We start from the raw sequence: 25,485 nt of genomic DNA on the forward strand, positions 1-25,485 counted from the left end.
GGCGCTCACCCGAGCTCGACGGTGGCCAGGACGGACGCCGTCACGGCCTCCTGCTCCTCGGGCGGGACGTGCCCCTCGAAGTAGAGGCTCACGGCCCGCTGCACGTGGTCGACCACCGCCACGTGGCGCAGGGTGACCCGTCCCCGCTCGCGGCGGACGCCGCGCGCGAACGTGTGGCCCGCGATCTCGGTCGGTTCCAGCACCCGGAAGTCGTCGCGACGCATGTTGGCCTCGAGCTGCTCGCGGTCCAGGTCGTCGCCCACCCGGTAGAGGGGCGCGGTGATCGAGACCGACTGGCTCTTGTCGGGCGTCTCCGCGTCGGCGGTGTTGGGGATGTCGAGGACGAGCTCGGCCCGCACCCACCCCTCGGGGACCCGCACCGAGAGCCCCTCGATCGCCAGCTCGAGGCCCGAGGCGGGCACGACCGGCGCGTCCTCCCCGGGAGACGCCGTGGGAGACGCCGTCGGGCTGCCGGCCACGGACGTCCCGGACCCGTCCCGTCCCGCGTCCGCCGCCCGTTCCTCGCCGCACGCCCCCAGCAGGCCGGTCGCCGCCAGGAGCACGGCACCCGCGCCCACGATCCGCTTCATGAGATCTGTTCCCCCTCCGTCACGGTTGCTCCACACTAGGGAGCGTTCCGCCGGTGGGGGTCCGGGGGTTCGGGCGTGAGACGCCCGGGTCGTGCAGTCCTCCGACCCGGCACCACCAGCCCGAGGAGTGCCATGCTTCCCGACCCGACCACGGGCCTGACCGGCGCGGTCGACGCCGCCGTGTCCAGGCTGAAGTCCCTCAACGTCTCCGACGCCGAGATCGCGAAGATCAGGAACGCCCTCCTCACGGCCGGGGAGGCCCTGCGCCCCGGCCTGGTGCAGCCCGTCGCCGCGCGCAACTTCGGTGAGCGGGGCCACCGGCTCGCGCAGCACACCGAGCTGGTCCACCAGCGCTTCGTCGAGGCGATCCGCACGATGGCCCAGTCCTTCGACACCCAGTCCGACAGCCTGCGGCAGTTCACCGCCGAGATCCAGACCAAGGACGAGGAGAGCTCGGCACACCTGCGTGCCCTCCAGGCCGCCACCGACCGGGTCGCCCAGCGCCCCTGGCAGCACGCACCTGACCGGGGGGACCGTTGATGCCGAGCCACCACTACCGCGACCAGCTGGCTGCCGCCGTCGCGCGCGCCAACGACCTGCCGATCGCACAGGCGGCCATGAGCTGGGTGCGGGCCGCCGACGCGCTCGCCCTGATGGCCGACGCCCTGGCGAGGGTCTCGCCCGACGCCGACGAGACCATCGGGGGCCTCACCGGGGAGGCCGTCCAGGCCGCGCTCACCGAGTCCAGCTCGGCGCTGCTGCGCGAGGCCCGCCTGATGCGCAAGGGCGCCGGCGGGCTCTCGTCCGCTTCCGACGCCCTGAGCCACGCGATCGAGACGCACGCCTCGTTCTCCGAGCCGGCCGACCCGGGCACCCCGCCGACGCTGCCCACAAACCCGAGCGACGACGACGTCAGCTCGTTCAACAGCAACATGCTGGCGTGGAGCAAGCGGAACGACAGCTTCCTGATCTCCCACATGAACCAGGAGGAGGCGGCGAGGAAGGCCCTGGAGTCGCTCGACTCGACGTTCGACACCTCCGTCGAGCGGATGAAGGCCATCCACGGCCTGCCCGACCCCGAGGTCCCGGTCGCCCCCGGCACCGGCGGCCGGGCGCCGCTGCCCCCGCTGCCGCCCCGCCGCCGGGACGCCGAGGACGACGCGCGTGAGCTGCTCGAGGCCCGCGGCCGGTGGCTCGAGGAGGACCGCGCCGAGCAGGAGGAGCGGGAGCGCCAGCGCGAGGAGCAGCGGCGCCGCGACGAGGAGGAGCGGTGGCGCCGCGAGCGCGAGCGCCAGGAGGAGGAGGAACGTCGCCGGGCCGAGGAGGAGCGCCGCCGTCGCGAGGAGGAGGAACGCCGCCGTCGCGAGGAGGAGGAACGGCTGCGCCGCGAGCGTGAGCGGCTGGAGCGCGAGGAGCAGGAACGCCGGGAGCGGGAGCGGCTGGAGCGCGAGGAGCAGGAACGACGCGACCGCGAGGAGCAGGAGCGGCGCGACCGCGAGGAGCAGGTGGAGCGCGAGCGCCAGGAGCGCATGGAGCGGGAGCGCCAGGGGCTGCCTCCGCGGATGGAGTACGAGCCGCCCGACTTCGACATCGACTTCACGCCCGAGCAGACCGGGAGCGTGGGCGGCTCGACGCAGAGCGGAGCCCCCGGGGTCGCCGGTGGCCTGGGCCAGTCCTCCGCCTCGGTCTCCTCCGGGATCGCCGCGTCCTCCGCCGGCGCCTCGGTCGGTGCCTCGCCGGGTGTCTCGCCGGGCGCCTTCCTGCCCGGCCCTCCGCCCGGACCGGCGGCGGGTGTCGCGGCCCACGCCGGCGCGGCCGGCGCGGCTCCGGGCGGCGCCGCGGCCGGCGTCCGCCCCCTGGGCGCCACCTCCGCCGCCACCTCCGCCGCCGCGTCCGGCGGTGCGCTGGGGGCCGGCAGGTCCGGCTCGGCGCTCGCCGGCGGTGCCGCACCCCGCGCCGGGGCGGCCGGGGCCGCCGGCGCTGCGTCCGGCGGGCGGGGTACGCCGACCGGAGCGCCGGGCTCCTCCGGCTCCCGGGCCGCCGGCGGCCGCGGCGCCGCAGCAGGGGGTGCCTCCGGGAGCGGCGGGAAGGGCAGGACGGGCCGGGACCGGAAGGGCGAGCGCGACCGGCTCGCCCACGAGGAGGACTGGGTCGACGACGAGGGAGCGGCACCCGGCGTCCTGGGCTGAGCCCGGGCCCCGGCCGAGGCGACCCCACGACCCTCGGGACGTCATCACGGGAGGTCCCCCCGACGACCGACCGTGACGACGTCCGCGGTCGCGCGGAGATCCCGGACGACCGACCGTGATGACGTCCGCGGTCGCGCGGGGTCGCCGCTCAGACGAGCGCCGCGCGCCCCATCGCCAGGGCCGCGGCGGCCCCGGCGCGGCGCTCCTCGCGGGGGCGACGGAAGAGCCCGACCACCCGGCGGGGGGCGGAGGACCAGGTGGTCTCCTCCAGCCAGCCGTTGGGGAGCGAGAGCCGCAGGACCTTGTGCCACGCGCTGGCCACCTGCCGCGGCAGGGGGCGCGAGTTGTAGGAGAGCCCGTAGCGGTCGAAGACGGCCCGCACCTGCGGCGCGATCTCCTGGTAGCGGTTGCTCGGCAGGTCGGGGAAGAGGTGGTGCTCGATCTGGTGGGAGAGGTTGCCGCACATGAGGTGCATGAGTGGCGAGCCCGAGATGTTGGCCGAGCCCAGCATCTGGCGCAGGTACCACTGGCCCCGGGTCTCGTCCTCGTCGAGCTCGGGCTGCTCGAAGGTCTCGACGCCCTCGGGGAAGTGGCCGCACATGATGACCGAGTGGCTCCACACGTTGCGGACCACGGTGGCGGTGGCGTTGGCGCCCAGGGTGGACTTCCAGCCGCGCCCCGAGAGCGCCGGGAAGGCCACGAAGTCGCGCACGACCTGCTTGCCGGTCTGGACCAGGGTGTCGGCGATCCGCCGGCGCAGCTCGGGGGTGATCCCCTTCTTCTCGCGCAGGTGGTCGCCCAGCTCGATGTCGTAGGTCGCGATGCCGTACTCGAACATCAGGGCGTTGACCGCGTTCCAGAACGGCTGCACGAGGAAGCGGGGCTTCCACTCCTGGTCCTCGTCGACCCGCATGATCCCGTAGCCGAGGTCGTTGTCCTTGCCGAGGATGTTGGTGAACCGGTGGTGCTGCACGTTGTGCGCGCGCTTCCACTGCGAGGGGGGCGAGGCGTGCTGCCAGTCCCAGGTCTCGGAGTGGATCTTGGGGTCGCGCATCCAGTCCCACTGGCCGTGCAGGACGTTGTGGCCGATCTCCATGTTGTCGAGGATCTTGGCCACCGAGAGGCACGCGGCGCCCACCACCCAGGCGGGTCGGCGCCGGCTGCCCGCCACGAGCACGAGCCGACCGGCGATCTCGAAGCCGGCCCGAGCGGCGATCACCCGTCGGATGTACGCCGCGTCCCGCTCGCCCCGGCTGTCCAGCACGGACTGCCGGATCTCGTCCAGCTCGCGGCCGAGGGCCTCGACGTCCTCCGGACGGAGGTGGGCGATCTGGCTCGCCGGCTTCCTCTCGATGACGGTCACGGTGGTCTTTCCTCACGATAGGAAGCAGTCGAGCGGGCGGTGCGACGGCCGCCGTGGCGGCACAGGTCGTCCATTGTGCCGTGCCCACCAACCGCCAACCCATTCATGGCCGCTCCCCGGTCGCCGGTTACATTCGTCCGCGTGGACGAAGTCGCCTGGATCGAAGCCCGCACGCTGGACGTCGAGACCACCCGCGAGACCTTCGCGCTCGCCGCCCGCCACGTGCTGGCCGACACCGCCACCGAGTACCACGCCGTGATCACCGTGGCCGAGCTCGCCCAGGCCGTCCAGCAGCGCACGAAGATCCGGCAGCGGCAGGCCCCCAGCCTGTGGATGGGCGACGTCCTCTACCGCGTCGCGAAGGACTGCCGACGGCGCGCCGAGCCGCTCCTCGGGGCGCTCTGCGTGGGCCCCGACGGCCGGATGAGCGAGTGGTACGCCGACACGGTCAACAGCGTCCGCGGCGACGTGGTGACCGACCCCGAGCAGCACGCCGCCGAGGAGCGGCTCGAGTGCTACCGGCGGCACGGCGCGGAGCTGCCTCCGGGCGGTGGGGAGCCGGCCCTCCCGCCCCGCCGCGAGCTCGCGCGCCGCCCCGGCGGGACCCGTACCTCGGCCCCGAGGGCCCCCCGGGAGCCGCGCCAGCCCCGCGCGCCCAAGGAGACCGTGAGCAAGGCTCGGCAGCCCGACCCGCCCAAGGCGGCGACCTGCCCCCGGTGCTTCATGCAGCTGCCCGCCACCGGGCTCTGCGACACCTGCGACTGACCGGACTGGCGGCGTGGCGGCTTGCCCATCCCCAAGAAGGGGTATGAGGTCGTGTCGACAGGCCGAGGCACGAGGGGGACGTGGTGGTGGACGCAGCGGGTGACGCCGCAGAGCGCGGACGGGTGTCGGCGCTGCACCGCCTGCACGTCCTCGACACTCCCCCGGAGGAACGCTTCGACCGCGTGGTCCGGCTCGCCCAGCGGCTCTTCGACGTGCCGATGGTGGCGGTCAACCTGGTCGACACCGACCGGCAGTTCACCAAGGCCGCCGTCGGGCTGCACCTGGGGGACACCCCGCGCGAGGAGTCCTTCTGCTCGCGCACCGTCACCTCCCCCGACCAGCTGGTGGTGCCCGACGCCCGCCTCGACGACCGCTTCGCCGACCACCCCCGGGTGGTCGGCGAGGGTGACGTCCGCTTCTACGCCGGCCAGCCGCTGGCGGCGCCGGGCGGTGAGCTGGTGGGGTCGCTGTGCCTGGTCGGGGACCAGCCCCGGGAGTTCGGGGACACCGAGCGCGAGCTGCTGCGGACGCTGGCCGGCTGGGTCGAGCGGGAGCTCGCCGTCGACGCCGACGAGCTGCAGGCCCGCGAGGTCCAGCGACGGCTCCTCCCCTACCGCACCGTCGACCTCGAGGGGTGGACGATGGCGGCGTGCTGCGTCCCCGCCCGGCTGGTCGGCGGCGACTACTACGACTGGGAGCTGCTCGACGACCGGCTGCAGCTCGTGGTCGCCGACGTGATGGGCAAGGGACTCACGGCGGCAGTCCTCACCGCCGGCATCCGGTCGATGATGCGGGTCTGCTCCGCCTTCAACCCGCTCGCCGAGGCGGTCCGCCGGACCGCCCGCGGGATGGCCGACGACTTCACCGCCACCGGCACCTTCGCCACCCTCTTCGCCTGCCGGATCGACCCCACCACCGGGGACATCGAGTACGTCGACGCCGGGCACGGGCTGGCCCTGGTGGTCCCGCCCGACGGCCCGGCCCGGCGGCTCGCCTCCCACGACCTGCCGCTCGGCACGCTCGACGACGACTCCTGGACGCCGGGGAAGGACCGGATCGCCCCTGGCGAGATGCTCTTCCTGGTCAGCGACGGCGTGCTGGAGATCCACCCCGAGGAGGAGTCGGCGGTGGGCGCGGCAGCCGCGCTGGTGAGAGACCTGCGGGAGCCGGCGTCCATCGTCGCGGCCATCGAGGAGTACCTGTCCCGACACGAGATCGACGACGACCTGACCGCCGTGGTGGTCCGGAGGGACCTCCCGTGATGCGACAGCTGCTCGTCCGCCTCCTGGTGCTCGGCACCCTCCTCACCGGGACGTCGTACGTCGTGTGGCGCTGGGGCTGGTCGGTCAACTGGGAGAACTGGTGGATCGCGGTGCCGCTGGTGGTGGCGGAGACCTACGCCCTGGTCGACGCCTACCTCTTCGGGCTGACCGTCTGGCGGATCAAGGTGCGCGGGGACGCCCCTCCCCCGCCCGAGGGCGCCACCGTGGACGTCTTCATCACCACCTACGACGAGCCCGTCGAGATGGTGATGAAGACCGCCGAGGCCGCCCGGCGGATCCGCTTCCCGCACAGCACCTGGGTCCTCGACGACGGCAACCGCCCCGAGCTGGCGGCCGCCGCCGAGCGCCTCGGCGTGGGGTACCTGACCCGCAGCGAGGACTGGACCGACCGGCCGCGTCACGCCAAGGCCGGGAACCTCAACAACGCGCTCTTCGCCACCGACGGGGAGTTCATGCTGGTCCTGGACGCCGACCAGGTCCCCGACCCCGCGATCCTGGACCGGACGCTGGGCTGGTTCCGCGACGACCGGGTGGCCCTGGTGCAGACTCCCCAGTGGTTCACCAACGTCACCGACTCCGACCCGCTGGGCAGCCAGGCGCCCCTCTTCTACGGTCCCATCCAGCAGGGCAAGGACGGCTGGAACGCCGCCTTCTTCTGCGGCTCCAACGCCGTGCTGCGGCGGGAGGCCCTCATGCAGCTGGGCATCGTGGGCTACGTCCGCGAGGTGGGGGCCGCCGTGGAGGACGCGCTGCGCACCTCGCGCCGCATCCTCGCCAGGGCCGCCCGGGCGGCACGGCGCACCGACCCGGCGCTCGCGCGCGACCTCGAGCAGCTGCGCGAGTCGGCCCGGCAGGGCAGCCGGGACCTGCGCGCGGGCACCCCCGTCGCCGAGGTGACCTACGCCTTCCAGCAGGCCGTCGACGGCGTCAGCCGCGGCGCCGTCGAGCGCGACTTCGCCGGCATCGCCGAGGACCTGGCCGCGATCGGGGAGCTGCCGGTCGAGGTCGACCAGGAGATGGGCGCGCTCGTCGTGGACGACGCCGCCCTCGACCGCCTCGCGGAGCGGGAGTGGTCACCCCTGGGGGCGCTCGAGTCGGTTCGCGCCCTCGCCCGGGCGGTCGACGTCGACCGCGGTGACGAGGCCCAGCCGATGATGCCGCTGGCCACCGTCTCGGTCACCGAGGACATGGCCACCTGCATGCGGCTGCACGCGCTCGGGTGGCGCTCGGTCTACCACCACGAGGTGCTGGCCCACGGCCTGGCTCCCGAGGACCTGCGGACCATGCTGCAGCAGCGGCTCCGCTGGGCGCAGGGCACCCTGCAGGTGCTGCTCAAGGAGAACCCGCTCGTGCAGCGCGGGCTCACCGTGGCCCAGCGCCTCATGTACTTCGGGACGATGTGGAGCTACCTGTCGGGCTTCGCGGCGGTGGCGTTCATGGCGGCCCCGGTCTTCTACCTCTGCTTCGGGGTGCTGCCCGTCAACGCCTACGGCATGGAGTTCCTGCAGCGGTTCCTGCCCTACGTGGTCCTCAACCAGCTGCTCTTCCTCGTCGTCGGCTACGGCGTGAAGACGTGGCGGGGCCACCAGTACAGCCTCGCCCTCTTCCCGCTCTGGATCCGGGCCTGCACCACCGCCGCGGCCAACGTCTTCCTCCGCCGCCCGCTCGGCTTCGTGGTGACCCCCAAGACCCGGCAGGCCGGCGGCGGCTTCCCGTGGCGGCTGATCTGGCCCCAGCTGCTCGCCACCGTGGTGCTGGTCACCGCCTGCGTGGTCGGCGTCGTCCGGCTGTGGACCGGCTCGGCCACCAGCACCATCGGGACCGCGGTCAACGTGGTCTGGGTGGGGTACGACCTGCTCGTGATGAGCGTGATCTACCAGGCGGCGCTGCACCGGCCGTCCGACGAGGAGCACGGCGCCGGCATCCCGGCACACGTCACCACCACCCCCGAGGAGCTGGAGAGCTGATGCAGATCGAGAAGAGCGTGACCGACGGCGTCACCGTCCTGCGCTGCGACGGACGGCTGACCATGGTCGCTGCCCCGGCCCTGCGGTCCGCCGTCGAGGAGGCGATCGGCGGCGGCGCCCGCCGCCTGGTCGTGGACCTCTCCACCGCGCCCTTCGTGGACTCCTCCGGCCTGGGCGCCCTGGTCAACGGGCTCAAGGCGGCACGGGTCGCCGGCGGTGACCTGCGGATCGCCGGGGCCTCCGAGCAGGTCCTGTCGGTCCTCAGCCTGACCAACCTGGACCGGGTGCTGAAGCCCTACGCCGGCGTCGCGGAGGCCCGCGATGGCTGGTGAGGCCGACGACGGGACGCTGAGCCTCACGGGGTGGGCGGTCCCCGAGGGCCTGGCGAGCCTGCACGCCCTGCTCGAGCAGGGCCGCGAGGCGCACTCCGAGATCGACCCCGAGGCGTTCATGATGCTGGAGACGGCCGTGGTCGAGCTGGCCAACAACGTCGTCGAGCACGGGCGCCCGCGCGGCGAGCTGCGCTGGACCTTCACCCTGCGGGTCCTGCCCGGCCTGCTCGAGGGGGTGCTCGCCGACGACGGGCAGGAGTACGACGGCGACCTCGACGCCGCGATGCCCGACCCCCTGGCCGAGTCCGGTCGCGGGATCGCGCTGGCCCAGGCCGCGCTCGACGAGCTCCTGCTGGAGCGCGAGGACGGCCACAACGTCTGGACGATGCGGCGCCGCTACTGAGCCATGCCCCGGAGGTCAGCGGCGGAGGTCAGCGGCGCGGAGCCGGCACCTGGGCCTGCACGCCACACACCCACCGGACCAGGGCGCGCAGCCATGGCGGTCCCGCCCACGGGGCGGTGCACAGCTCCTGCCACCAGGGCGGGGGCGGCTGGGTGCCCGTCGAACGCTCCAACCGGGCGTCGACCGGCGTGCCGTCGGCGCGGACCCAGCGGGCGTCCTCCTCGCGCGAGGCGCCGTCGTACCACTGCGTCGGGTAGCCCTCGAGGGCGAAGGAGACCCGGTACTCCAGGTCGGTCCGGGCGCGGAGCTGCCACCGGCCGTCGGCCGCGGTCGTGGTGGTGCCGCCCTCGAACATCTGCCCGCTCCCGGGCGCCCGGCCCTCGAGGGTGACCGACACCCCCGCCAGCGGCTCGCCCGCCGGGCCGGTCACGAGCCCGCCCATCACGGGCGCCCGGCGCAGGTGCACGTCCGCCACCGCGTCGGTCCCGCCGGCCAGCTGGACGGCTCGCGCGTCGGACAGCGCGGCGGCGTCGAGGTGGAACGCCGGCAGGAGCTCTCCTCCCCCGTCGTCCTGCGGTGCCGCCTGGACGTAGTAGGTGCCGGGCGGCAGCGCGGTGACCTCGTAGCGTCCCGCGCCGTCGGTCGGGCGGAACGAGCCCGGCGCCACCTCGCGCGCCACGCCCTCGGCGTCGGCCCGGTAGAGCCGCACGAAGGAGGGGACGCCGGTCCCGTCGGCGGTCACCTGTCCGCGGATCGTGTTGTCCGTGGCCGCGGGGGCGGCCAGCGCGAAGTCGAGGGGCTCGCTCCGCGGCACCGCGACGAGGTCGGCGGCCTGCCACTCGGCGGCGTCCTGGTGGTACTCGGCCGCCCAGCGGTCCCGGTCGTCGGGGCTGACGGAGACGTAGAAGGACCCGTCGCCCGTCCCTGCGTAGGCGGGGAACCGGTAGGCGCCCTGCGCGTCGGTGCGGACGCTCGCGACCGTCGCCAGGCCCGGGGTCGGGCCCTTCACCTGCAGCGCCACCGTGGCGGCCACGGGTGCACCGTCACCGGTGACCCGGCCGGCCAGCAGGGTCGCTGTGTCGTCGAGCACGAGGTCCACCACACCGGGACCCGTCACGACCGCCTCCAGCTCGACCTGCGGACCGAAGGGCCGGTCCGGCGGGGTCACGAGGACGTCGTAGCGACCCACCGGGACCTGCACGGAGTACCCGCCCTGCGCGTCGGTGGTGGTGTACGCCGCGGTCGCCCGGCCCCCGCCCTCGGCCGGGACCGTGAGCTCTAGCGAGGCCCCCGGCACGGGCTCCCCGGAGGAGGCGAGCGTCAGCGTCCCGGTGACGTCCACCGGGGCCACCTGGGCGCCCGCGGCTCCCGCCGAGCCCGTCAGCAGTCCCGCGACCAGCGCGAGGAGCAGCCCGACGACGCCGACCCTCCCCGGACGTCCACGACCTGCACGCGCGACAGCACGGTCCTCCATGTGGCCCTCCCAAGCCCGGGCCCGTCCCGAGACGAGCCTCACCCGCCGCACGCTAGGGCATCGGGAGCCCGCTGACCATCCCCCGTCCGCCCCGGCCCCCGACGCGCGGACGGCCGCGGCGGGAACCGGTCAGACGGGCCAGCTGGACGTCGACCAGCTCAGGCGGCCCACGGCGCGCAGCGTCGTCCGCTCGAGCTGCCAGTGCTGGTGGTTCACGACGTCGCCGCGCATCCACAGCTGGCCGACGTTGTTGCGCGCGACCTCCACGCTCCCCACCAGGCCCGCGAGGTGGGAGGCCATCTCGTGGTAGGCCCGGCGCTCCGTCCACGCCTCCGCTCCGAGCAGGGCCCGGTTGAGCGCGAGGAGCCCCTCCGTCTGCAGCGCGTAGACGGGGTCGGTGGCGAGCTGGAGGGGGTCGACCGTGAGCCGGCTCGTGGGGCCGTCCGCCCCGCCGCCGATCCAGACGTGCGTTCGGGTGTCGGGGGCGGGCAGCTCGAACCCCGCGATCCGCAGCGCCCACGCGAGCTTGCCGCCCGCCTGGTTCTTCATCGCCGAGGAGCAGAACTGCGCGTAGTGGTGGTCCGTCCCCCGGACCGTGGCCCGGGCGGCGACCGAGAGCCCGTAGTGGACGTCGCCCGAGAGCACCACGAGCGGTCGCACCCCCAGGTCCTGCGCGATCGTCATGAGGTCCAGCCGGCTGCGCGGGTTGGCGCTCCACGACTCGAAGTCGACCGCCGCGGGGGCCACGTACCCCAGGGGCTGCAGGACCGACTCGATGTCCTCCAGCCCCCAGACCGGCGAGGGGGCCAGCACGATGGCGGCGCGGTCGACCTTGCGGGCGGCCGTGAGCCGCTGGCGCACGACCGACCGCCCGCCCGCGTCCAGCAGCCGCGGCGCGGTGGTGGCGCGCGGCATCGGCACACCGTCGACGACGTCGTAACCGGTGGTGGGGGCGCGGCGCGTCCGGGTGTCGAGCACCACGGTCCGCGGGACGGTCGGGGCCACGAAGCCCCAGTCGGGGTGGTCGTCCAGGACGCGCAGCGCCCGGTCCCCGCCGTTCCCCGTCCGCATGTAGTCGGCGACGGCCGTCCCGAACGGGTCACGGAACTGGGCCGGGTCGTTGCCCCACGCCTGGAACGCCCAGTAGCTGGCCAGGCCGTGCAGCAGCACGGTGCGCCCCAGCGCGCTGCGCCGCGCGTGCTGCACCCACCGCGGGTTGAGGTTCCAGTCGTCGGTGACCTCGTGGTCGTCGAAGACCATGTAGGTCGCCACGTTGGCCAGCACGCGCCGCATCGACGCCGAGCCCGTGCGGGAGTCCCGCACCGACCTGAGCTGCTCCTCGTACGCCGTCGCCCACTCCGCGACCGGCGGTCGCTGGCGGTGGTCGACCCGACCCCAGGTCTCCCCCATCGTGGGCAGTCGCGCCGGCCAGGTGTCGGGGTTCCAGGAGAGCAGGTAGGCCGCCACCCACTCCCCGAGGGTGAGCAGGTGGTTGGCGGCCTCGCCCGAGGTCAGGTGGCCGACCCCCTCGACGAGGCGCTGCCGCCCGTGCACCGGGATGCGGGAGGCGTCGGCGACACCGGGGAGCCGCTCGACCCGGCCCAGCACCTGGGCGCCCAAGGCGTTGAGGTGCCCGACGAGCACGTCGGAGACGTCGTCGGCGTACACCTGGTCCCCGCCCAGCAGCAGGGTCTGGGGCCGGTGCCGCGGGTCCCGCGCGTACCGCTCGAGCAGCCGCTCCAGGACCGGGGCGTTGTCCGTCCCCGGGCCGTGCAGCTTGCGACAGCTGCCGTAGAGCACGTGGGCGGGGGTCCGGGTCCCCTGCACGACGAAGGTCGGCAGCGGCAGGCCGGCCAGCACCACGGTCGAGAGGTCGAGCAGGTCGCGCAGCCGGCGCTGTCGGCCACCCGCCTCGATCACGTCGTAGGCCAGGAGCGTGTCGGTGGGCAGCGGGGTGGAGGTGCCGGCGGTCCCGCGCAGCAGGTGGACCCAGAGGCGGTCGCCGAGCTGCAGGGACCGGGCCGCGGGGGCGCCGCCGACCGCCTGGCCGCCGCCGAGACGGGGACCCAGCGTGGGCCCGCCCCGGCCGGCGACCACGGCGTGCAGGTGCAGCTCGGGCTGCTGCAGCGGCTCCGACGTGGCCAGCCAGACGTGCACCTGCTCGGCCTCCGTCCGCCTCAGCACCGGACCGCACAGCACCGTCGGCAGCGTGGCCAGGGCCTGGCCCGGCACGGCTCCTCCCTCCCCCGCCCCGCCGCTCAGCTCCCGCCGGCGATGTCGAGGCGCTCGTAGACGAAGCCGTCGGTCGGCAGGGTCACGTCGAACTCGTCGACCACCGGGAAGATCCCCTCCGGCTGGGCGGGGTCGATCCCCGCATCGGCGACCGCCGTGTCGGCGGTGACGTACTCCGGGCCGTCCACGCCCAGGCCGCCCTCGGCGGCCCGGCGGGCCGCGATGGCGTCGAGCACGCCCTTGAGGGGCTGCTTGTCCGGGTCGTAGCCCCGCTCCCCCTCCACGTGCGTCGCCAGCCACGCCAGGGCCTCCCGCTCGCGGCCCTTCCTGATCGGCAGGCAGGCCCTGATCCAGGGGCTGTTGATGAACTCGTTGCGCCGGGTGTCGCCGTCCAGCTGGATCATCCAGCCGAGGCTCGAACCCATCGGGGCGGGCTCGGAGTCGGCCGTGATCGCGTACTCCGACCGCGCGAGCCCGGTCGCCACCGGGGCGTACCGGGGCCGCCACCACGACGGGTGCGTGTAGGTGAACATCGACTCGATGTCGAAGAAGCGGTGGAAGTACTCGATCTCCAGCGGGGTCGGCATCGACGGGTCGTCGCCCCGGCCGAAGAGCGTGGAGATCATCCGGTTCAGGACCTCGTAGCGCTCCTCGCGGCGCAGGTCGGCCGGGGGCCGGGTGCGGATCCGGCTCGTCTCGGTGATCAGCGCCTTCTCCCGCTCGAACTGCTGCTGGAGCCGGGCCTCGTCGGCCTCGGCACGCAGCGCCTCGACCTGGTCCTCCCAGGCGGCGACGACCGCCGGGCTGGGCTCCCACTGGTAGGTGTAGGTCAGGCTGACGCTGGCCGAGTCGCCCTCGAGGATCCCGATCTTCACGGTGTAGGTGCCCGTGGTCGCGTTCCAGGAGGCGTCCCACTGCATGCCGTTGCGCGGGGACGGCGCGAGGTCGTCCTTGCCCCCGCCCTCGAGGTCGGTGATGGAGTCGATGGCCACCGCCTTCACCGTCCGGCCCGACCCGGCGGCCACGACGAGCGTGACGAAGAAGGACTTCTTCGACGCGTCCCACCCGACGTCGGAGCTCGTGGTGCCGGTGTCGGTCCCGCCGGCGGGCCGCGGCGGGGAGCCGGGCGGCACGTCGGGCTGCGCCACCTCGGAGGGAGTCCGGAAGTGGACGAAGCGGCTCCTGGCCAGGCCGGTGCCGGGCTCGCAGACGTAGACCTGCCACACGAGCTGGGGGCCGAGGTCCTGGACCTTCACCCGGACCCGGCGGAGCACCCGCCGCAGGCCGTAGCTGACAGGGTCCGCGGAGTCGTTCCGGATCACCCGCCGGGTCATGCTCGAGCTGGTGATCTCGGTGACGTCGCGGGTCTTGAGGGTGAAGGTCTTCGTGATCCGCTCGGAGGCCCGGGTCGTGACCTCCTTGAGCCGGCGGGAGGTCTCCTCGCGGCTGCGCTGGCTGGAGACCTTCATGTCGGCCGACGCCTCGGCGGACGCCTGCCACACCCCGACACCGCCCGAGGCGCTGACCGACATCGCGGCGGAGGAGTCCCGCTGGATCATCGAGGAGACCTTGTCGGAGACCTCGTCGAGGTTCTTCACCTCGCTCGCGATCTCGCTGACCTCCTCGGAGCCCTGCTCGAGCTGCTCCTCGTGGATCTGCTTGCGGGAGGACTCGTAGACGACCTCCAGCGTCTCCAGGGGCGCGACCGTGAAGGCCTGCTCCAGCGGACCGACCCCCTCCTCGACGTTGAAGTAGAGCTGGCGGTAGAAGTGCGCCACCCCGACCGGGGAGAGCGCCTCCTCGACCTTCACGGGGATGAAGGCGAAGGACTTGTCCTTCAGGTACGGGTTGAGGTCGAGGACGAGCTTGCGGGGGTCCGCGGCGAGCGCCTTGTCCACCGCCTCCACCAGGGCACCGAAGATCTGCCGCCGGACGACGGGCAGGTCGAAGTCGTCCGGGAGCGTCCCGATCTGCGGGTTGAGCACGACCGGGACGGTCTGCACGGCGCTGTAGGAGGCGATGTCCTCCGGCGACGTCGTCTTCGAGATCTCCACCCGGCGGCGGCCGAGCGCCTTGGCCAGGTCCCGCCCCGCGACCCCCACGGAGGCGACCGCCTCCGCGGCGGCTGCCCGCCGCTCGTCACCGGCGACCTCCACCACCTTGCTCAGCCCCGCGGTCACCCGCCGCGTGACGCCGCGGGCGAAGCCGATCCGCCCGATGGTCACCGGGTCGCCGACGACCTGTGCGTCGTCGGCCCGGGCCACGAGCCCGCTGGGCAGGCTGACCCCGTCGGCGTCGTACGCCGAGGGGTTGACCTGTTCGCCGGCGTACCGCAGCTTCTTCAGCCCGCGCACGCCGGCCCGTTGCCGCGGCGTCCCGCCCATCGCGATCGCGAGCGGAAGGTCCGACATCTGCTTGAGCTTGGGCTGGCGGGTCGCCAGGTCGGTCGAGATCGCCGAGAGCCCCCACAGGGAGACCCAGCGCAGGATGAGCGGTTCGTAGGTCGCGACGGTCAGGGTCGCGTACGCCTCGGTGAAGCGCTTGAGCTCAGTGGTCACGTCTGCCTCCTCGCAGTGTCATGCCAGGAGGCTCGTGTCCGGTCCAGTTCCCCCGAGTCGTACCTGGCCGACCTCCAGTCAGTCGCATGACGCACCACCGCGTCCATCACCGATATCGGGTAACGCCGTGGTGGGACGGCGCGGTCCCATCGCCGACCCCCTCGCGGGCCGTCGCGCGAGGACGGACGACGGCTCCGTCTACACTCCGGGCAGGGTCGGAGGCCTCGAGCGAGCGACGACGACGTCACTCCTGTCGTCCTTCGCGCCGGAGCCGGCGACCCGTGCCTCCGTAGCTCAGCTGGACAGAGCAGCGGCCTTCTAATCCGCCGGTCGCAGGTTCGAATCCTGCCGGGGGCGCCGACCGGAAAGGCCCGTGCGGGGCCGGGCCACCGGCCCGGCCCCGCACGGGTGCCTCGTCGTCCGGCCGCGGGCGGCCGGGGGTCGCGTCAGAGGTCGAGCGGGCGGAGCACCAGGAAGATGCCGTGGGCGATCTGCTTGTTGCCCTTGTTGATGTCGAGCTTCCCCGGCTTCAGGAAGGGGTCGACGTCGTTGCGGTCGGCGTCGCGCAGCTGCACGATCCCGAGCCGCGGTGCCAGGACGTCCACCGTCACCTGACCGCCCTGGGCGGTGTCGAGAGCCACCCCGTCGGACTGCAGCGCCGCCTTCGAGTCGATCGTGGCGCCGGGGATGACGTGGTAGAGCAGCACCTGCTCGATGGCGTCCACGCCCACCGCGTCGACGAGGGTCTGGAAGACCTGCTTCTCCGACCACTGGAAGCGGCCCGAGAGGTCCTTGGCCAGCAGCCGGAACGAGAGGTCGGTCGGCGCGAAGGCGGTCAGCGGCACGTCGCCGTCGGTGAGGACGGAGACCGGGCTGTCCGGCTTGGCGGCGAGGACCGCGAGGACGGCCTCGGTGAGGATGTCGAAGTCGGCGGCGTTGCCGTCGAACTGGTTGCCGTCGGAAGTCAGCACGGCCGCGAGGCTCTGGTTGCCCAGCGGCTCCGGGTCGGCGGCCTGGGCCGGAGTCGCGACGCCTGCGGCGAGCAGGGCGGTCGTGGCCAGCGTGGCGAGCGAGGTGCGGATCTTCATGGGTTCCTCCCCTGTGCGCGGGCTGCCCGATGCCGCCCGTCTGCAGGGTTTTCGCCGCGGGACGCCCCGGCGGATTTGCCCGACCGGGAAATCTCAGGATCCGGAACCAGCCGTCCCGCCGCGCACCGAGTGCGGGGCCTAGAGGTGACGGATCACCTTCGCCGGCTGGCCGACCGCCAGCACGTTGGCCGGCAGGTCGGTGACCACCACGGCGCCCGCGCCGACCACGGTGTTCTCCCCGATCGTGACGCCCGGGCAGACGACGACCCCGCCGCCGAGCCAGACGTTGTCGCCGATGGTGATGGGGGCGGCGCTCTCCCACCTGTCCTTGCGCTGCTGGGCGTCCAGGGGGTGGGTCGGGGTGAGCAGCTGGACGTGCGGCCCGATCTGCACGTCGGCGCCGATCGTGATCGGGGCGACGTCGAGCGCGGTGAGCCCGAAGTTGGCGAAGGTGCGCGGGCCGACGGTGATCCGGTCGCCGTAGTCGACGTAGACCGGCGGCCGGAGCTCCGCGTCCTCCCCCACCTCGCCGAGCAGCTCCTCGAGGAGGCGCCGCCGGGTGGCGGGATCGCCCGGGTCGGAGGCGTTGTACGCCGCCATCCGCTGCTGGGCGGCCGCCGTCAGCGCCGCGATCTCGCTGTCGGCCACGTAGGGCTGGCCGGCCAGCATCCGGTCCTTCATGGTCGGGATCAGGGGCGCGTCGTCGCTGGGCATGCCACCCACGCTAGACGGGCCGGGCGCCGGGGGCGGCACCCGGTCCGACGTCGTGCGCCGCGCCGTACGCCGTGATCTCGTCGGTCAGCGCGCGCCGGACGTGGTCGGGCGCGAAGGAGGCGGCGACACCCTCCTTCGCCAGGTCGACGAGGCCAGCCCGGTCCAGCCCGAGGAGGTCGGCGGCGATCACGTACTCTCGGTTGAGGGTCGTGCCGAACATCGGCGGGTCGTCGGAGTTGACCGAGAACCGGACCCCCGCGTCCCGGAAGGCGACGATCGGGTGCTCGGCGAGGGAGGCGACGGCCCGGGTGGCGACGTTCGACGACGGGCAGACCTCGAGCGGGACGCCGGTGGCGGCGAGGTGGGCCAGGAGCTCGGGGTCCTGCGCCGCGGTGGTGCCGTGGCCGATCCGCTCGGCGCCCAGCAGACGCAGCGCGTCCCAGACCGTCTCGGGGCCCGTCGTCTCCCCGGCGTGCGGCACCGAGCGCAGACCGGCCGCGCGGGCCGCCTCGAAGTGGCGCTGGAACTGCGGGCGGGGCACCCCCACCTCGGGGCCGCCCAGTCCGAAGCCGACCAGCCCCTCGGGGGCGTGGTCGAGCGCGTAGCGCAGCGTCGCGTCGGCGGCGGGGATCCCGGCCTCTCCCGGGATGTCGTAGATCCAGCGCAGCACCAGGCCGAAGTCGCGCTCGGCCGCCGTGCGGGCGTCCTCGATGGCCTCGGTGTAGGCCTCGACCGGCATACCCCGGTCGGCCTCCAGCGGCCGCACCGAGGTGAAGGGCGTGCAGGTCAGCTCCGCGTACCGCACGTGCTGCCCCGTCGCCATCTCGCGGGCGACCTCGTAGGTCAGCAGCCGCACGTCCTCGGGCGTCCGGACCAGGTCGACCACCGCGAGGTAGACCTCGATGAAGTGGGCGAAGTCGCGGAACTCGTAGAACGCCGCCAGCTCGTCGGGGTCCGTCGGGACGGTCCCGGGATGGCGCTGGGCCAGCTCGAGCACGATCCGCTCCGAGGCCGACCCGACGTGGTGGACGTGGACCTCGGCCTTGGGCAGGCCCGCGACGAACGCGGCGAGGCCGGGGTCGGAGGCGGGCTGCGCGGGGCTCACGGGGTCGACCGGGCTCACTGCAGCTCCGCCAGCAGCTCGTCGGGCTGGCCCGTGAACGGCTCGCCGTCCAGCAGCACCGTGGGCGTGCTCTGGATGCCCTGGTCGAAGGCGTGCTCGTTGGCGTTCTCCACCCAGAGCTCGAACTCCATGTCCTCGATGCCGTCGCGGACCTCGGACTCCTCGGCCCCGGCCTCGACCGCGAGGTCGACCAGCCAGTCGTCGTCGGGCATGTCCCCGCCCTCGTCCGGCTGCTCCTCGAAGAGGAGGTCGTGGAACTCCTTGGCCACCTCGGGCCCGGCGGCGTCGAGCACGACGCCGAAGGCGTTGGCCGAGCGCTTGGAGTAGTCGCCGAGCCGGCCCAGCAGCTCGAAGGGGTAGTACCGGACCTGCACCCGTCCGGCCTCCGCGGCCTCCGCGAGCCCCTCGGCGGTGGCCCGCTCGAAGTTGCCGCAGGCCGGGCAGAGGAAGTCCTCGTAGATCTCGACGGTGCGCGGCGCGGACTCGTCGCCGACGGCGAGGGCGAAGCCGTCGGTCGTGTTCTCCGGAACCGGCGCGTTGGCCCGTTGGTCGGCGCGGTGGTCCTGGTACCAGAACACGCCGCCGATGGCCAGGACGACGGCCAGCACGATCCCGCCCACGATGAGTCGCTCGTTGCGCTTGCGCCGGGCCTGCTCCAGCCGCAGCGCCTCGGCCTGGCGGGCCGCCTTCTCGCGCCGGGCCTCCCGGCGGGCCTGCTGCGCCGCCTTCTCCTCAGCCCTTGACCGGGTCGGCTTCTTCTTCGGCGAGCTCGCCATCGTCGTTCCTTTCCACGTCGTCGTCTCGCCCGTGCGGGCGGAAGATCAGGTTGTCCAGGGCCAGCCGCGTCCGCGGCCACCGCACCAGCCACAGGGAGGCCCCCAGGAGCGCCACGTCGCGGGCGATCTCGAGGGGGTACTCCGAGGAGGCCCCCTCCTTCTCGCCCCCGCCCCCGAAGCAGCCGCAGTCGATCTCGAGGCCGCGCGCCCACGCCTGCGCGATTCCCGCGACGAAGACCACGAAGAGGAGCGCCGAGAGCACGCCCGAGGCCCGGGTGAGCACACCCAGGACCAGGCAGGCCCCCACGACGACCTCGACCGCCGGCAGGAGCACCCCGAGGGTCGGGACCACCGCCTCGGGCAGCACGTCGTAGGCGCGCACGGCGCGGGCGCTGCCGATCGGGTCGGGCAGCTTGAGGGCACCCGCCACGATCCAGACCCCACCGGTCACCAGACGGGCGAGGGTGCCGATCCAGGGGCGCGCTGCGGGGTGGTGCACGATCCTCACCCTAGCCGCGCAGGCTGAGCGTCGCCTGAGGACCTGCGAGGAGCCGTGCGGCTCCCGCCACGGGGCGCGCGGGGACACCCTGGGCGCGCCCCGCTCCGTCGGCGGGCGCGGCTAGGGTGGGCGGCGTGAGCGACAGACTGGTGTGGATCGACTGTGAGATGACGGGCCTCGACCTCGGCGCGGACGCGCTGATCGAGGTCGCCGCCCTGGTCACCGACTTCGACCTCAACGTGCTGGGCGAGGGGGTCGACCTCATCATCAAGCCGCCCGCCGAGGCGCTGGACCAGATGGTCGAGTTCGTCCGGTCCATGCACGAGACGTCGGGCCTGCTCAAGGAGCTGGACGGCGGGACCACGATGGCCGACGCCGAGGAGCAGGTGCTCGCCTACGTGCGCGAGCACTGCCCCGACGGCAGCAGGCCTCCCCTGGCCGGCAACTCGATCGCCACCGACCGTGCCTTCCTCGCCCGCGACATGCCCACGCTCGAGGGCCACCTGCACTACCGCAACGTGGACGTCTCCTCGATCAAGGAGCTGTCGCGGCGCTGGTTCCCACGGGCCTACTTCGCCTCCCCCGCCAAGCGGGGCAACCACCGCGCCCTGGCCGACATCCAGGAGAGCATCGAGGAGCTGCGCTACTACCGCGAGGCGGTCTTCGTGGCGCCGCCCGGCCCCGACTCGGCCACCGCCAAGGCCGTAGCCGCGCGGCACGCCGGCGCCCTGACAGGCCTCGGGGAGCCCGGGGCCGCCCCGGCCGGCGACGACCAGCAGGAGCAGGTCGCTCCCGATGCGGACACCTCCGCGACGTAGGGCTACACTGTTTCCCGGCCCCGGCACTCCCGGGGCTTCATGGTGGGCGTAGCTCAGCTGGTAGAGCGCCGCGTTGTGGTCGCGGATGTCGCGGGTTCGAGTCCCGTCGTTCACCCCAACGGATCCCCTCGGGGAACCACGCAGGGCCGGACCCGAGGGTCCGGCCCTGACGCTTTCCCGGACCTGATGCGTTCCCGGGGTGGACGGGGTCCGGGACCTCAGCTCGCGAGGATGCCCGGCTCGTCGGCCGCCGCTGACGACTCCTCCTCGTCGTCCGCCGCGGAGGTGCGCGCCGCGAGGGCGCCCTGCTGGACCTGGACGGGCACGGGGGCCGCGCCCTCCAGCGGCAGCAGCACGCGGAAGGTCGAGCCCACGCCGTGGCCCGACTCCACCTCGATCACGCCACCGTGGGTCTCCACGATCGCCCGGGCGATGGACAGGCCCAGGCCGCTCCCCTGGGTCGCCCGCTCGTGGGCGACGGTGGAGCGGAAGAACCGCTCGAAGAGCTGCGCCTGCTCCTCCACCGGCACGCCGATGCCGGTGTCTCGCACGGCGAGCACCGCCGCCTGCGCGTCGACCTGCAGCGAGACGTCGACCCGGCCCAGCGGGTCCGTGAACTTGATGGCGTTGCCGAGCAGGTTGACCAGCACCCGGCCGAGCCGCTCCTCGTCGCCGGTGACGAGCACCTCGTCGTCGGGGAGCACCAGGGAGCAGTCGATCTGCGCGGCCAGCATCGCGGGCGCCATCTCCTCGTGGGCCTGGGCGACGACGTCGCGCAGGTCGAGCTGGCAGGTGGCGACGGCGAGGCTGCCGTCCTGGATGCGGGAGAGCATGAGCAGGTCGTCGATGAGGGACAGCAGGCGGCGGCTGTTGCCCTTCACCCGGCCGAGCGCCTGCACCTGGCCCTGGCGGAGCGGCCCGAAGCCGCCCTCCTCCAGCATCTCGAGGTAGCCCAGGATGCTGGTGATCGGGGTCCGCAGCTCGTGGCTGACGCCCGAGACGAAGGAGTCCTTCACCGCGTCGATCTCGCGCAGGTGCTCCAGCGCCTTGCGCTCGACCTCGAGCGCCTCCTCCAGCACCCGCTGCTCCCGCACCCGCTGGGTGACGTCCTCGCCGGTGCTGACGTAGCCGATGATGCGGCCCTTCTCGTCGTGCACCCGGGAGATCGCGAGCTGGAGGGTGAGCACGTCCCCGTCGCGGTGCAGGAACTCCACGTCCATCGAGCCCTCGTCGGCGCCGGACAGGCGGTGCGCCACGGCGACGAAGTCGTCCTCGACCCCGAGGACGCCGGCGAGCCGGGTGATCTCCCCCGGGGCGTGGAAGAGCGCGGGCGAGTGCCCCAGGACCTCGGCCGAGGAGTAGCCGAGCAGCGACTGCGCGCCGGGGTTGAACAGATCGATGCAGCCCAGTCCGTCGGTGCCGATGATGGCTATCCCCGACGCGCCCTGCACCAGCTGCTCGACCCGGGCCTGGGCGCGCCGGGCCTGCCAGCTCTCCCGACGTTGGGCGCCGACCGCGATCGCGTAGGGGATCGTCGTGAGGGCGCAGGCGCAGACGAGGAGGGCGAGCACCACGCCGAGCATCTCGGCCTGCACCGGAGTGGCCGAGGCGTCGGCGGCCATCGGGCCCATGCCCTGGACGGTCATCGAGTGGGCGATCGTGGCCACGACGAGGAGCTGCACGAGGCTCTCCCGCATGGGGGCCCGCAGCGCGGCCCAGCCCAGGCACGGGATCAGCACGAAGGCGAGGCTCACCGGGAGGTCGAGCGGGGAGAAGACGACGACGGTCGCCACGACGGTCAGCACCCACTGGGTGACCCGCTCGGGCAGGGCCGCCACCCCGCGGAACCGGGGACGCCCCATGAAGTGCGGGACCATGACGAGGTAGGAGGCCAGGTGGGGCAGGGCGACGGCCAGGAGGATCACCCACCACTCCGCGAGGCCCGCCCACGCGCCGACGCCGGCGCAGATGCCGGCGGCGAGCAGCGAGGCGGCGGCGCAGGCGCCGACGAAGTAGCGCAGGTCGTCCTGGTTGAGCAGGGCCGGACGGCGGGTCCCCCGGGCGGTGGTGCCCTCGCTCATCACCGCGGCGCCCAGCCCCGCCGCCAGCGCCCAGCCGACGGCGACGACCGGCTCGCGACCCGCGGCCAGGTAGAGGCCGGCCGCGACGACGGTGAGGAGGGCGAGCACCGCGGGGCGCAGGGGCCTCGGCACAACCAGCAGGGAGCCCGCCATGAGGCCGACAGGGAACGCCTCGGCGACGGTGGTGCTCCCGGGCTGGGACCACAGCACGAAGCCGCCCACCAGCACGAAGAAGAGCAGGAGGAAGCCGAAGCCGACGCGATCGCGACGTGCCATCTGGCCCTCCTCCCGTGCGCAGCGGTGCCGGTGGCCCGAGCCTAAACTCGCGGGTAACCCGGGGGCGACGGTTCGGTGCCGGGATCACCCGTTCGGTGGACTAGGTTGACCGAGTGAACACGGGCATGACTAGAAATGACTACGACGTGGTCGTGGTCGGCGGCGGGCACAACGCACTGGTGTCCGCGGCGTACCTGGCCCGCGCCGGCCTCTCGGTACTGGTCCTCGAGCGGCTCGGTCGCCTCGGCGGCGCAGCCGTCTCGACGCAGGCCTTCGCCGGTCAGCCGGCCCGTCTCTCCCGGTACTCCTACCTCGTCAGCCTCATGCCCGACGCGTTGATGGCCGACCTGGACCTCGACGTCCGGCTGGTCTCGCGACGGACCGCGTCGTACACGCCGTACCTGCGCGACGGGCGGCACGGCGGCCTCCTGGTGGAGCGGCCCGAGGGCGAGGCGACGCGGGCGTCGTTCCGCGAGCTCACCGGGAGCGACGACGAGCACGACGCGTGGCGCGCGTTCTACGCCGAGGTCGGCACGCTCGCCGAGGCCGTCGCCCCGACCCTGCTGGAGCCGCTGCCGACCGAGCGCGACGTCGCCGCCGGGGTCGACCCCGCCCTGTGGCGCGACGTGGTCACCGAGCCCCTCGGCGCGGCGCTGCGCCGGCGCTTCCGCGACGAGACGGTGCGCGGCGTGGTAGCCACGGACGCCCTCATCGGCACGTTCGCCTCCCTGGACGACCCCTCCCTCGTGCAGAACCGGTGCTTCCTCTACCACCTCGTCGGCAACGGCACGGGCGAGTGGCGCGTCCCCGTGGGCGGGATGGGCGCCGTCACCGACGCCCTCGCGCGCACCGCCGCCTCCGCGGGGGCCGAGCTCGTCACCGACGCCGGGGTCAGCGCGATCCGGCCGGGCCCCGACGGGGCCGAGGTCCGCTGGCACGACGGCACCCGCGAGCGCGGCGTCACCTGCCGGCGGGTGCTCTCGGGCGTCGCCCCCTGGGTGCTGCGGATCCTGCTCGGCGAGGAGGCCGAGCCCGGCACCAAGCCGTCGGGCGCGCAGCTGAAGATCAACATGCTGCTGGAGCGGCTGCCCCGGCTGCGGTCCGGCGTGGACCCGGAGGTCGCCTTTGCGGGGACCCTGCACCTCGCCCAGCGCTTCGACCAGCTCGAGGCGGCGTACGCCCAGGCGGCCGCGGGCGGGATGCCCGACGTGCTGCCGGGCGAGGTCTACTGCCACTCCCTCACCGACCCCTCGATCCTCGGCGACCTGGCCGGCACCGGGGCGCACACGCTCACCTACTTCGGGCTGCACACCCCCGACACGCTCTTCGCCGAGGACCCCGAGGCGGCCCGGACGCTGGCCGTGGAGCGGGCCCTGGCCTCCCTGGACGAGCACCTCGAGGAGCCCCTGCGCTCCTGCCTGATGACCGACGCCGACGGGCGCCCCTGCCTGGAGGCGAAGGTCCCCCAGGACGTCGAGGCGGACCTCGCGATGCCCGGGGGACACATCTTCCACGGCCACCTGGAGTGGCCGTGGTCCCCCGGCCGCGCCCGTCTCGAGACGCCCGCCCAGCGCTGGGGCGTGGCGACCGACTCCGACGTGGTGCTGCTGTGCGGCTCCGGCGCCCGGCGCGGCGGGGCGGTGTCGGGCATCGGCGGGCACAACGCCGCCCAGGCCGTGCTGGAGGAGCTGTGAGGGACGACGTGCTGGCGCTCGTGCAGGCCGGGGGCCAGGGCTCCCGGATGGACGTGCTGACCCGCGAGCGGGCCAAGCCCGCGCTGCCCTTCGGCGGCACCCACCGGCTGATCGACTTCGCGCTCAGCAGCATGGTGCACTCCGGGATCTCCGACGTGTGGGTCAGCCTGGAGTACCAGGTGGCCTCGATCGACGAGTACCTCGCCGCCGGACGCCCCTGGGACCTCGACCGGGCCCGTGGCGGCTTCCGGCGGATGGTGCCGCAGACGGGCAGTGGGCCGGCGACCGAGGACGGCTTCGCCTTCGGCAACGGCGACCTGCTCCTGCGGATGGCCCGCGACCTCGAGGCCCGGGCCGCCGAGACGCTGGTGGTGACCAGCGCCGACCACGTCTTCAACGCGGACCTGCGCGACGTGGTCGCCGAGCACCGCTCCTCCGGGGCGGCCGCGACCGTGCTGACGAGCGAGGTGACGAAGAAGGAGGCCGCCCACAACGTCGTGGTGGAGGCCCGCGCCGACGGGCAGGTCACCGCGGTGGCGGCCAAGCCCTCGCGCCCCGCCTCCGGGACCGTGGCCACCGAGGTCTTCGTCTACCAGACCGCCCCCCTGCTGGAGACGCTCTACCGGTTGCGGGCCCGGCTGGCGGGCGAGACCGAGGACGACGACAGCGGGCTGGGCGACTTCGGCGACCACCTGCTCCCCGACCTGGTCGAGCGCGGGCTGGTCCGGGCCGTCCCCCTGCCGGGCTACTGGCGCGACCTGGGCCGTCCCGAGGTCTACCTGCAGGGACACCGCGACCTGCTGGCCGGCAAGGTCGACGTCTTCGACCACCCGGACCGGCCGGTCATCACCCACTGGCCCGACCGGGCGGCCGCCCGGGTGCGCCCCGGCGGGGAGCTGACGGACTCGCTCCTCTCCCCCGGCTGCGTCGTCTCCGGGACTGTCCGGGGAAGCGTCCTGGGTCCCGGCGTGGTCGTCGAGGAGGGGGCGGTGGTCGAGGACGCCGTGCTCTTCGAGGGCGTCGTCGTACGCCGGGGGGCACGGGTCACGACCGGCGTCCTGGACGAGCGGGTGGAGGTGGGGCACGACGCCGTCGTGGGGTCCTCGCCCACCGCCCGACTGGCCCGGGACGAGGACCTCGTGCTCGTCGGCCGCGACTCCGTCGTGGGGCCGCGGACCTCGGTCGCCGCGGGCGGGCGGCTGGAGCCCGGCTCGTCCATGTGACGGCGACCTCCGAGGCCCCCTCGATTTCTCTCCCGCT

General features: G+C 74.0%; 21 protein-coding genes and 2 tRNA genes. 12 read left to right on the forward strand and 11 right to left on the reverse strand.

The window, feature by feature from the left end:
* Positions 1-5 precede the first annotated feature (5 nt).
* Positions 6-590 carry a hypothetical protein gene (locus tag DNK53_RS08555; protein ID WP_110181863.1) on the reverse strand — a complete coding sequence of 195 codons (585 nt, stop codon included), beginning with the start codon at positions 588-590 and terminating at the stop codon, positions 6-8.
* Between the two features lie 132 nt (positions 591-722).
* On the opposite strand from DNK53_RS08555, the gene DNK53_RS08560 reads away from it, so the two are divergent.
* Together DNK53_RS08560 and DNK53_RS08565 are read left to right on the forward strand one after the other, a co-directional pair.
* A complete protein-coding gene (locus DNK53_RS08560) occupies positions 723-1,130 on the forward strand; it encodes a hypothetical protein (RefSeq protein WP_110181864.1) in 408 nt (135 codons plus the stop codon).
* Entirely contained in the window at positions 1,130-2,779 is a 1,650-nt protein-coding gene (locus DNK53_RS08565) for a hypothetical protein (RefSeq protein ID WP_110181865.1), read from the forward strand. The genes DNK53_RS08560 and DNK53_RS08565 overlap by 1 nt, the downstream gene beginning before the upstream one ends.
* A 148-nt stretch (positions 2,780-2,927) precedes the next feature.
* On the opposite strand, the gene DNK53_RS08570 is transcribed toward DNK53_RS08565, so the two are convergent.
* On the reverse strand, positions 2,928-4,142 hold the full coding sequence (locus DNK53_RS08570) for a fatty acid desaturase family protein (protein WP_110181866.1): 1,215 nt from the start codon (positions 4,140-4,142) through the stop codon (positions 2,928-2,930).
* A gap of 141 nt (positions 4,143-4,283) precedes the next feature.
* On the opposite strand from DNK53_RS08570, the gene DNK53_RS08575 reads away from it, so the two are divergent.
* The 5 genes from DNK53_RS08575 (at position 4,284) to DNK53_RS08595 (ending at position 8,892) form a co-directional block, all read left to right on the forward strand.
* The gene (locus tag DNK53_RS08575; protein ID WP_110181867.1) at positions 4,284-4,907 is read left to right on the forward strand and encodes a hypothetical protein; all 624 of its coding nucleotides are present in this window, start codon (positions 4,284-4,286) and stop codon (positions 4,905-4,907) included.
* Positions 4,908-4,987: 80 nt separating this feature from the next.
* Positions 4,988-6,169: a PP2C family protein-serine/threonine phosphatase gene (locus tag DNK53_RS08580; protein WP_110181868.1), complete on the forward strand. Its 1,182-nt coding sequence runs from the start codon at positions 4,988-4,990 to the stop codon at positions 6,167-6,169.
* On the forward strand, positions 6,169-8,157 hold the full coding sequence (locus DNK53_RS08585; RefSeq protein ID WP_110182406.1) for a glycosyltransferase family 2 protein: 1,989 nt from the start codon (positions 6,169-6,171) through the stop codon (positions 8,155-8,157). The genes DNK53_RS08580 and DNK53_RS08585 overlap by 1 nt, the downstream gene beginning before the upstream one ends.
* Positions 8,157-8,489 carry an STAS domain-containing protein gene (locus DNK53_RS08590; RefSeq protein ID WP_110181869.1) on the forward strand — a complete coding sequence of 111 codons (333 nt, stop codon included), beginning with the start codon at positions 8,157-8,159 and terminating at the stop codon, positions 8,487-8,489. The genes DNK53_RS08585 and DNK53_RS08590 overlap by 1 nt, the downstream gene beginning before the upstream one ends.
* The gene (locus DNK53_RS08595; protein ID WP_110181870.1) at positions 8,479-8,892 is read left to right on the forward strand and encodes an ATP-binding protein; all 414 of its coding nucleotides are present in this window, start codon (positions 8,479-8,481) and stop codon (positions 8,890-8,892) included. The genes DNK53_RS08590 and DNK53_RS08595 overlap by 11 nt, the downstream gene beginning before the upstream one ends.
* A gap of 28 nt (positions 8,893-8,920) precedes the next feature.
* Here the strand turns inward: DNK53_RS08595 and DNK53_RS08600 are convergent, their stop codons facing one another.
* From DNK53_RS08600 to DNK53_RS08610, 3 genes are all read right to left on the reverse strand, one after another.
* Positions 8,921-10,366: a carboxypeptidase-like regulatory domain-containing protein gene (locus DNK53_RS08600; protein ID WP_110181871.1), complete on the reverse strand. Its 1,446-nt coding sequence runs from the start codon at positions 10,364-10,366 to the stop codon at positions 8,921-8,923.
* 129 nt (positions 10,367-10,495) lie between these two features.
* On the reverse strand, positions 10,496-12,598 hold the full coding sequence (locus DNK53_RS08605; protein WP_110181872.1) for an alkaline phosphatase D family protein: 2,103 nt from the start codon (positions 12,596-12,598) through the stop codon (positions 10,496-10,498).
* Positions 12,599-12,624: 26 nt separating this feature from the next.
* Positions 12,625-15,156 (reverse strand): hypothetical protein, encoded by a 2,532-nt coding sequence (locus DNK53_RS08610; RefSeq protein WP_110181873.1) that lies wholly within the window; start codon positions 15,154-15,156, stop codon positions 12,625-12,627.
* Positions 15,157-15,439: 283 nt separating this feature from the next.
* On the opposite strand from DNK53_RS08610, the gene DNK53_RS08615 reads away from it, so the two are divergent.
* A tRNA-Arg gene (locus DNK53_RS08615) sits at positions 15,440-15,513 on the forward strand.
* 89 nt (positions 15,514-15,602) lie between these two features.
* Here the strand turns inward: DNK53_RS08615 and DNK53_RS08620 are convergent.
* The 5 genes from DNK53_RS08620 to DNK53_RS08640 all read right to left on the reverse strand — a co-directional run bounded on the left by DNK53_RS08620 (position 15,603) and on the right by DNK53_RS08640 (position 19,356).
* On the reverse strand, positions 15,603-16,244 hold the full coding sequence (locus tag DNK53_RS08620; RefSeq protein WP_110181874.1) for a fasciclin domain-containing protein: 642 nt from the start codon (positions 16,242-16,244) through the stop codon (positions 15,603-15,605).
* A gap of 138 nt (positions 16,245-16,382) precedes the next feature.
* A complete protein-coding gene (locus tag DNK53_RS08625) occupies positions 16,383-16,958 on the reverse strand; it encodes a sugar O-acetyltransferase (protein WP_204163824.1) in 576 nt (191 codons plus the stop codon).
* A gap of 10 nt (positions 16,959-16,968) precedes the next feature.
* The gene (locus tag DNK53_RS08630; protein WP_110182408.1) at positions 16,969-18,063 is read right to left on the reverse strand and encodes an adenosine deaminase; all 1,095 of its coding nucleotides are present in this window, start codon (positions 18,061-18,063) and stop codon (positions 16,969-16,971) included.
* Between the two features lie 14 nt (positions 18,064-18,077).
* Positions 18,078-18,857, reverse strand: coding sequence for a DsbA family protein (locus tag DNK53_RS08635; protein WP_110181875.1), 780 nt, complete (start codon positions 18,855-18,857; stop codon positions 18,078-18,080).
* Positions 18,814-19,356, reverse strand: a complete 543-nt coding sequence (locus DNK53_RS08640; protein WP_110182409.1) for a DoxX family protein — start codon at positions 19,354-19,356, stop codon at positions 18,814-18,816. The genes DNK53_RS08635 and DNK53_RS08640 overlap by 44 nt, the downstream gene beginning before the upstream one ends.
* Before the next feature lie 167 nt (positions 19,357-19,523).
* On the opposite strand from DNK53_RS08640, the gene orn reads away from it, so the two are divergent.
* Both orn and DNK53_RS08650 read left to right on the forward strand, forming a co-directional pair.
* The gene (gene orn, locus DNK53_RS08645; RefSeq protein WP_204163877.1) at positions 19,524-20,174 is read left to right on the forward strand and encodes an oligoribonuclease; all 651 of its coding nucleotides are present in this window, start codon (positions 19,524-19,526) and stop codon (positions 20,172-20,174) included.
* Positions 20,175-20,216: 42 nt separating this feature from the next.
* Positions 20,217-20,292 (forward strand) — tRNA-His (locus tag DNK53_RS08650).
* Positions 20,293-20,392: 100 nt separating this feature from the next.
* Here DNK53_RS08650 and DNK53_RS08655 read toward each other — a convergent pair.
* Positions 20,393-22,531, reverse strand: a complete 2,139-nt coding sequence (locus DNK53_RS08655; RefSeq protein WP_110181877.1) for an ATP-binding protein — start codon at positions 22,529-22,531, stop codon at positions 20,393-20,395.
* 125 nt (positions 22,532-22,656) lie between these two features.
* On the opposite strand from DNK53_RS08655, the gene DNK53_RS08660 reads away from it, so the two are divergent.
* The gene (locus DNK53_RS08660; protein WP_110182410.1) at positions 22,657-24,225 is read left to right on the forward strand and encodes a phytoene desaturase family protein; all 1,569 of its coding nucleotides are present in this window, start codon (positions 22,657-22,659) and stop codon (positions 24,223-24,225) included.
* Positions 24,222-25,448 (forward strand): glucose-1-phosphate adenylyltransferase family protein, encoded by a 1,227-nt coding sequence (locus DNK53_RS08665; RefSeq protein ID WP_204163825.1) that lies wholly within the window; start codon positions 24,222-24,224, stop codon positions 25,446-25,448. Before DNK53_RS08660 ends, DNK53_RS08665 begins: the two co-directional genes overlap by 4 nt.
* Positions 25,449-25,485 lie beyond the last annotated feature (37 nt).

This window comes from Nocardioides solisilvae (genome assembly GCF_003194625.1).
GTDB classification, from domain to species: Bacteria; Actinomycetota; Actinomycetes; order Propionibacteriales; family Nocardioidaceae; genus Nocardioides; species Nocardioides solisilvae.

Excerpts from the sequence above, each read along its gene's own strand:
- DNK53_RS08600 (WP_110181871.1), bottom strand. The coding sequence starts at position 10,366 with ATGGAGGACCGTGCTGTCGCGCGTGCAGGTCGTGGACGTCCGGGGAGG.
- DNK53_RS08635 (WP_110181875.1), bottom strand. The coding sequence starts at position 18,857 with ATGGCGAGCTCGCCGAAGAAGAAGCCGACCCGGTCAAGGGCTGAGGAG.
- DNK53_RS08590 (WP_110181869.1), top strand. The coding sequence starts at position 8,157 with ATGCAGATCGAGAAGAGCGTGACCGACGGCGTCACCGTCCTGCGCTGC.
- DNK53_RS08620 (WP_110181874.1), bottom strand. The coding sequence starts at position 16,244 with ATGAAGATCCGCACCTCGCTCGCCACGCTGGCCACGACCGCCCTGCTC.
- DNK53_RS08660 (WP_110182410.1), top strand. The coding sequence starts at position 22,657 with ATGACTAGAAATGACTACGACGTGGTCGTGGTCGGCGGCGGGCACAAC.
- DNK53_RS08585 (WP_110182406.1), top strand. The coding sequence starts at position 6,169 with ATGCGACAGCTGCTCGTCCGCCTCCTGGTGCTCGGCACCCTCCTCACC.
- DNK53_RS08595 (WP_110181870.1), top strand. The coding sequence starts at position 8,479 with ATGGCTGGTGAGGCCGACGACGGGACGCTGAGCCTCACGGGGTGGGCG.
- orn (WP_204163877.1), top strand. The coding sequence starts at position 19,524 with ATGACGGGCCTCGACCTCGGCGCGGACGCGCTGATCGAGGTCGCCGCC.
- DNK53_RS08625 (WP_204163824.1), bottom strand. The coding sequence starts at position 16,958 with ATGCCCAGCGACGACGCGCCCCTGATCCCGACCATGAAGGACCGGATG.
- DNK53_RS08555 (WP_110181863.1), bottom strand. The coding sequence starts at position 590 with ATGAAGCGGATCGTGGGCGCGGGTGCCGTGCTCCTGGCGGCGACCGGC.
- DNK53_RS08655 (WP_110181877.1), bottom strand. The coding sequence starts at position 22,531 with ATGGCACGTCGCGATCGCGTCGGCTTCGGCTTCCTCCTGCTCTTCTTC.
- DNK53_RS08565 (WP_110181865.1), top strand. The coding sequence starts at position 1,130 with ATGCCGAGCCACCACTACCGCGACCAGCTGGCTGCCGCCGTCGCGCGC.
- DNK53_RS08560 (WP_110181864.1), top strand. The coding sequence starts at position 723 with ATGCTTCCCGACCCGACCACGGGCCTGACCGGCGCGGTCGACGCCGCC.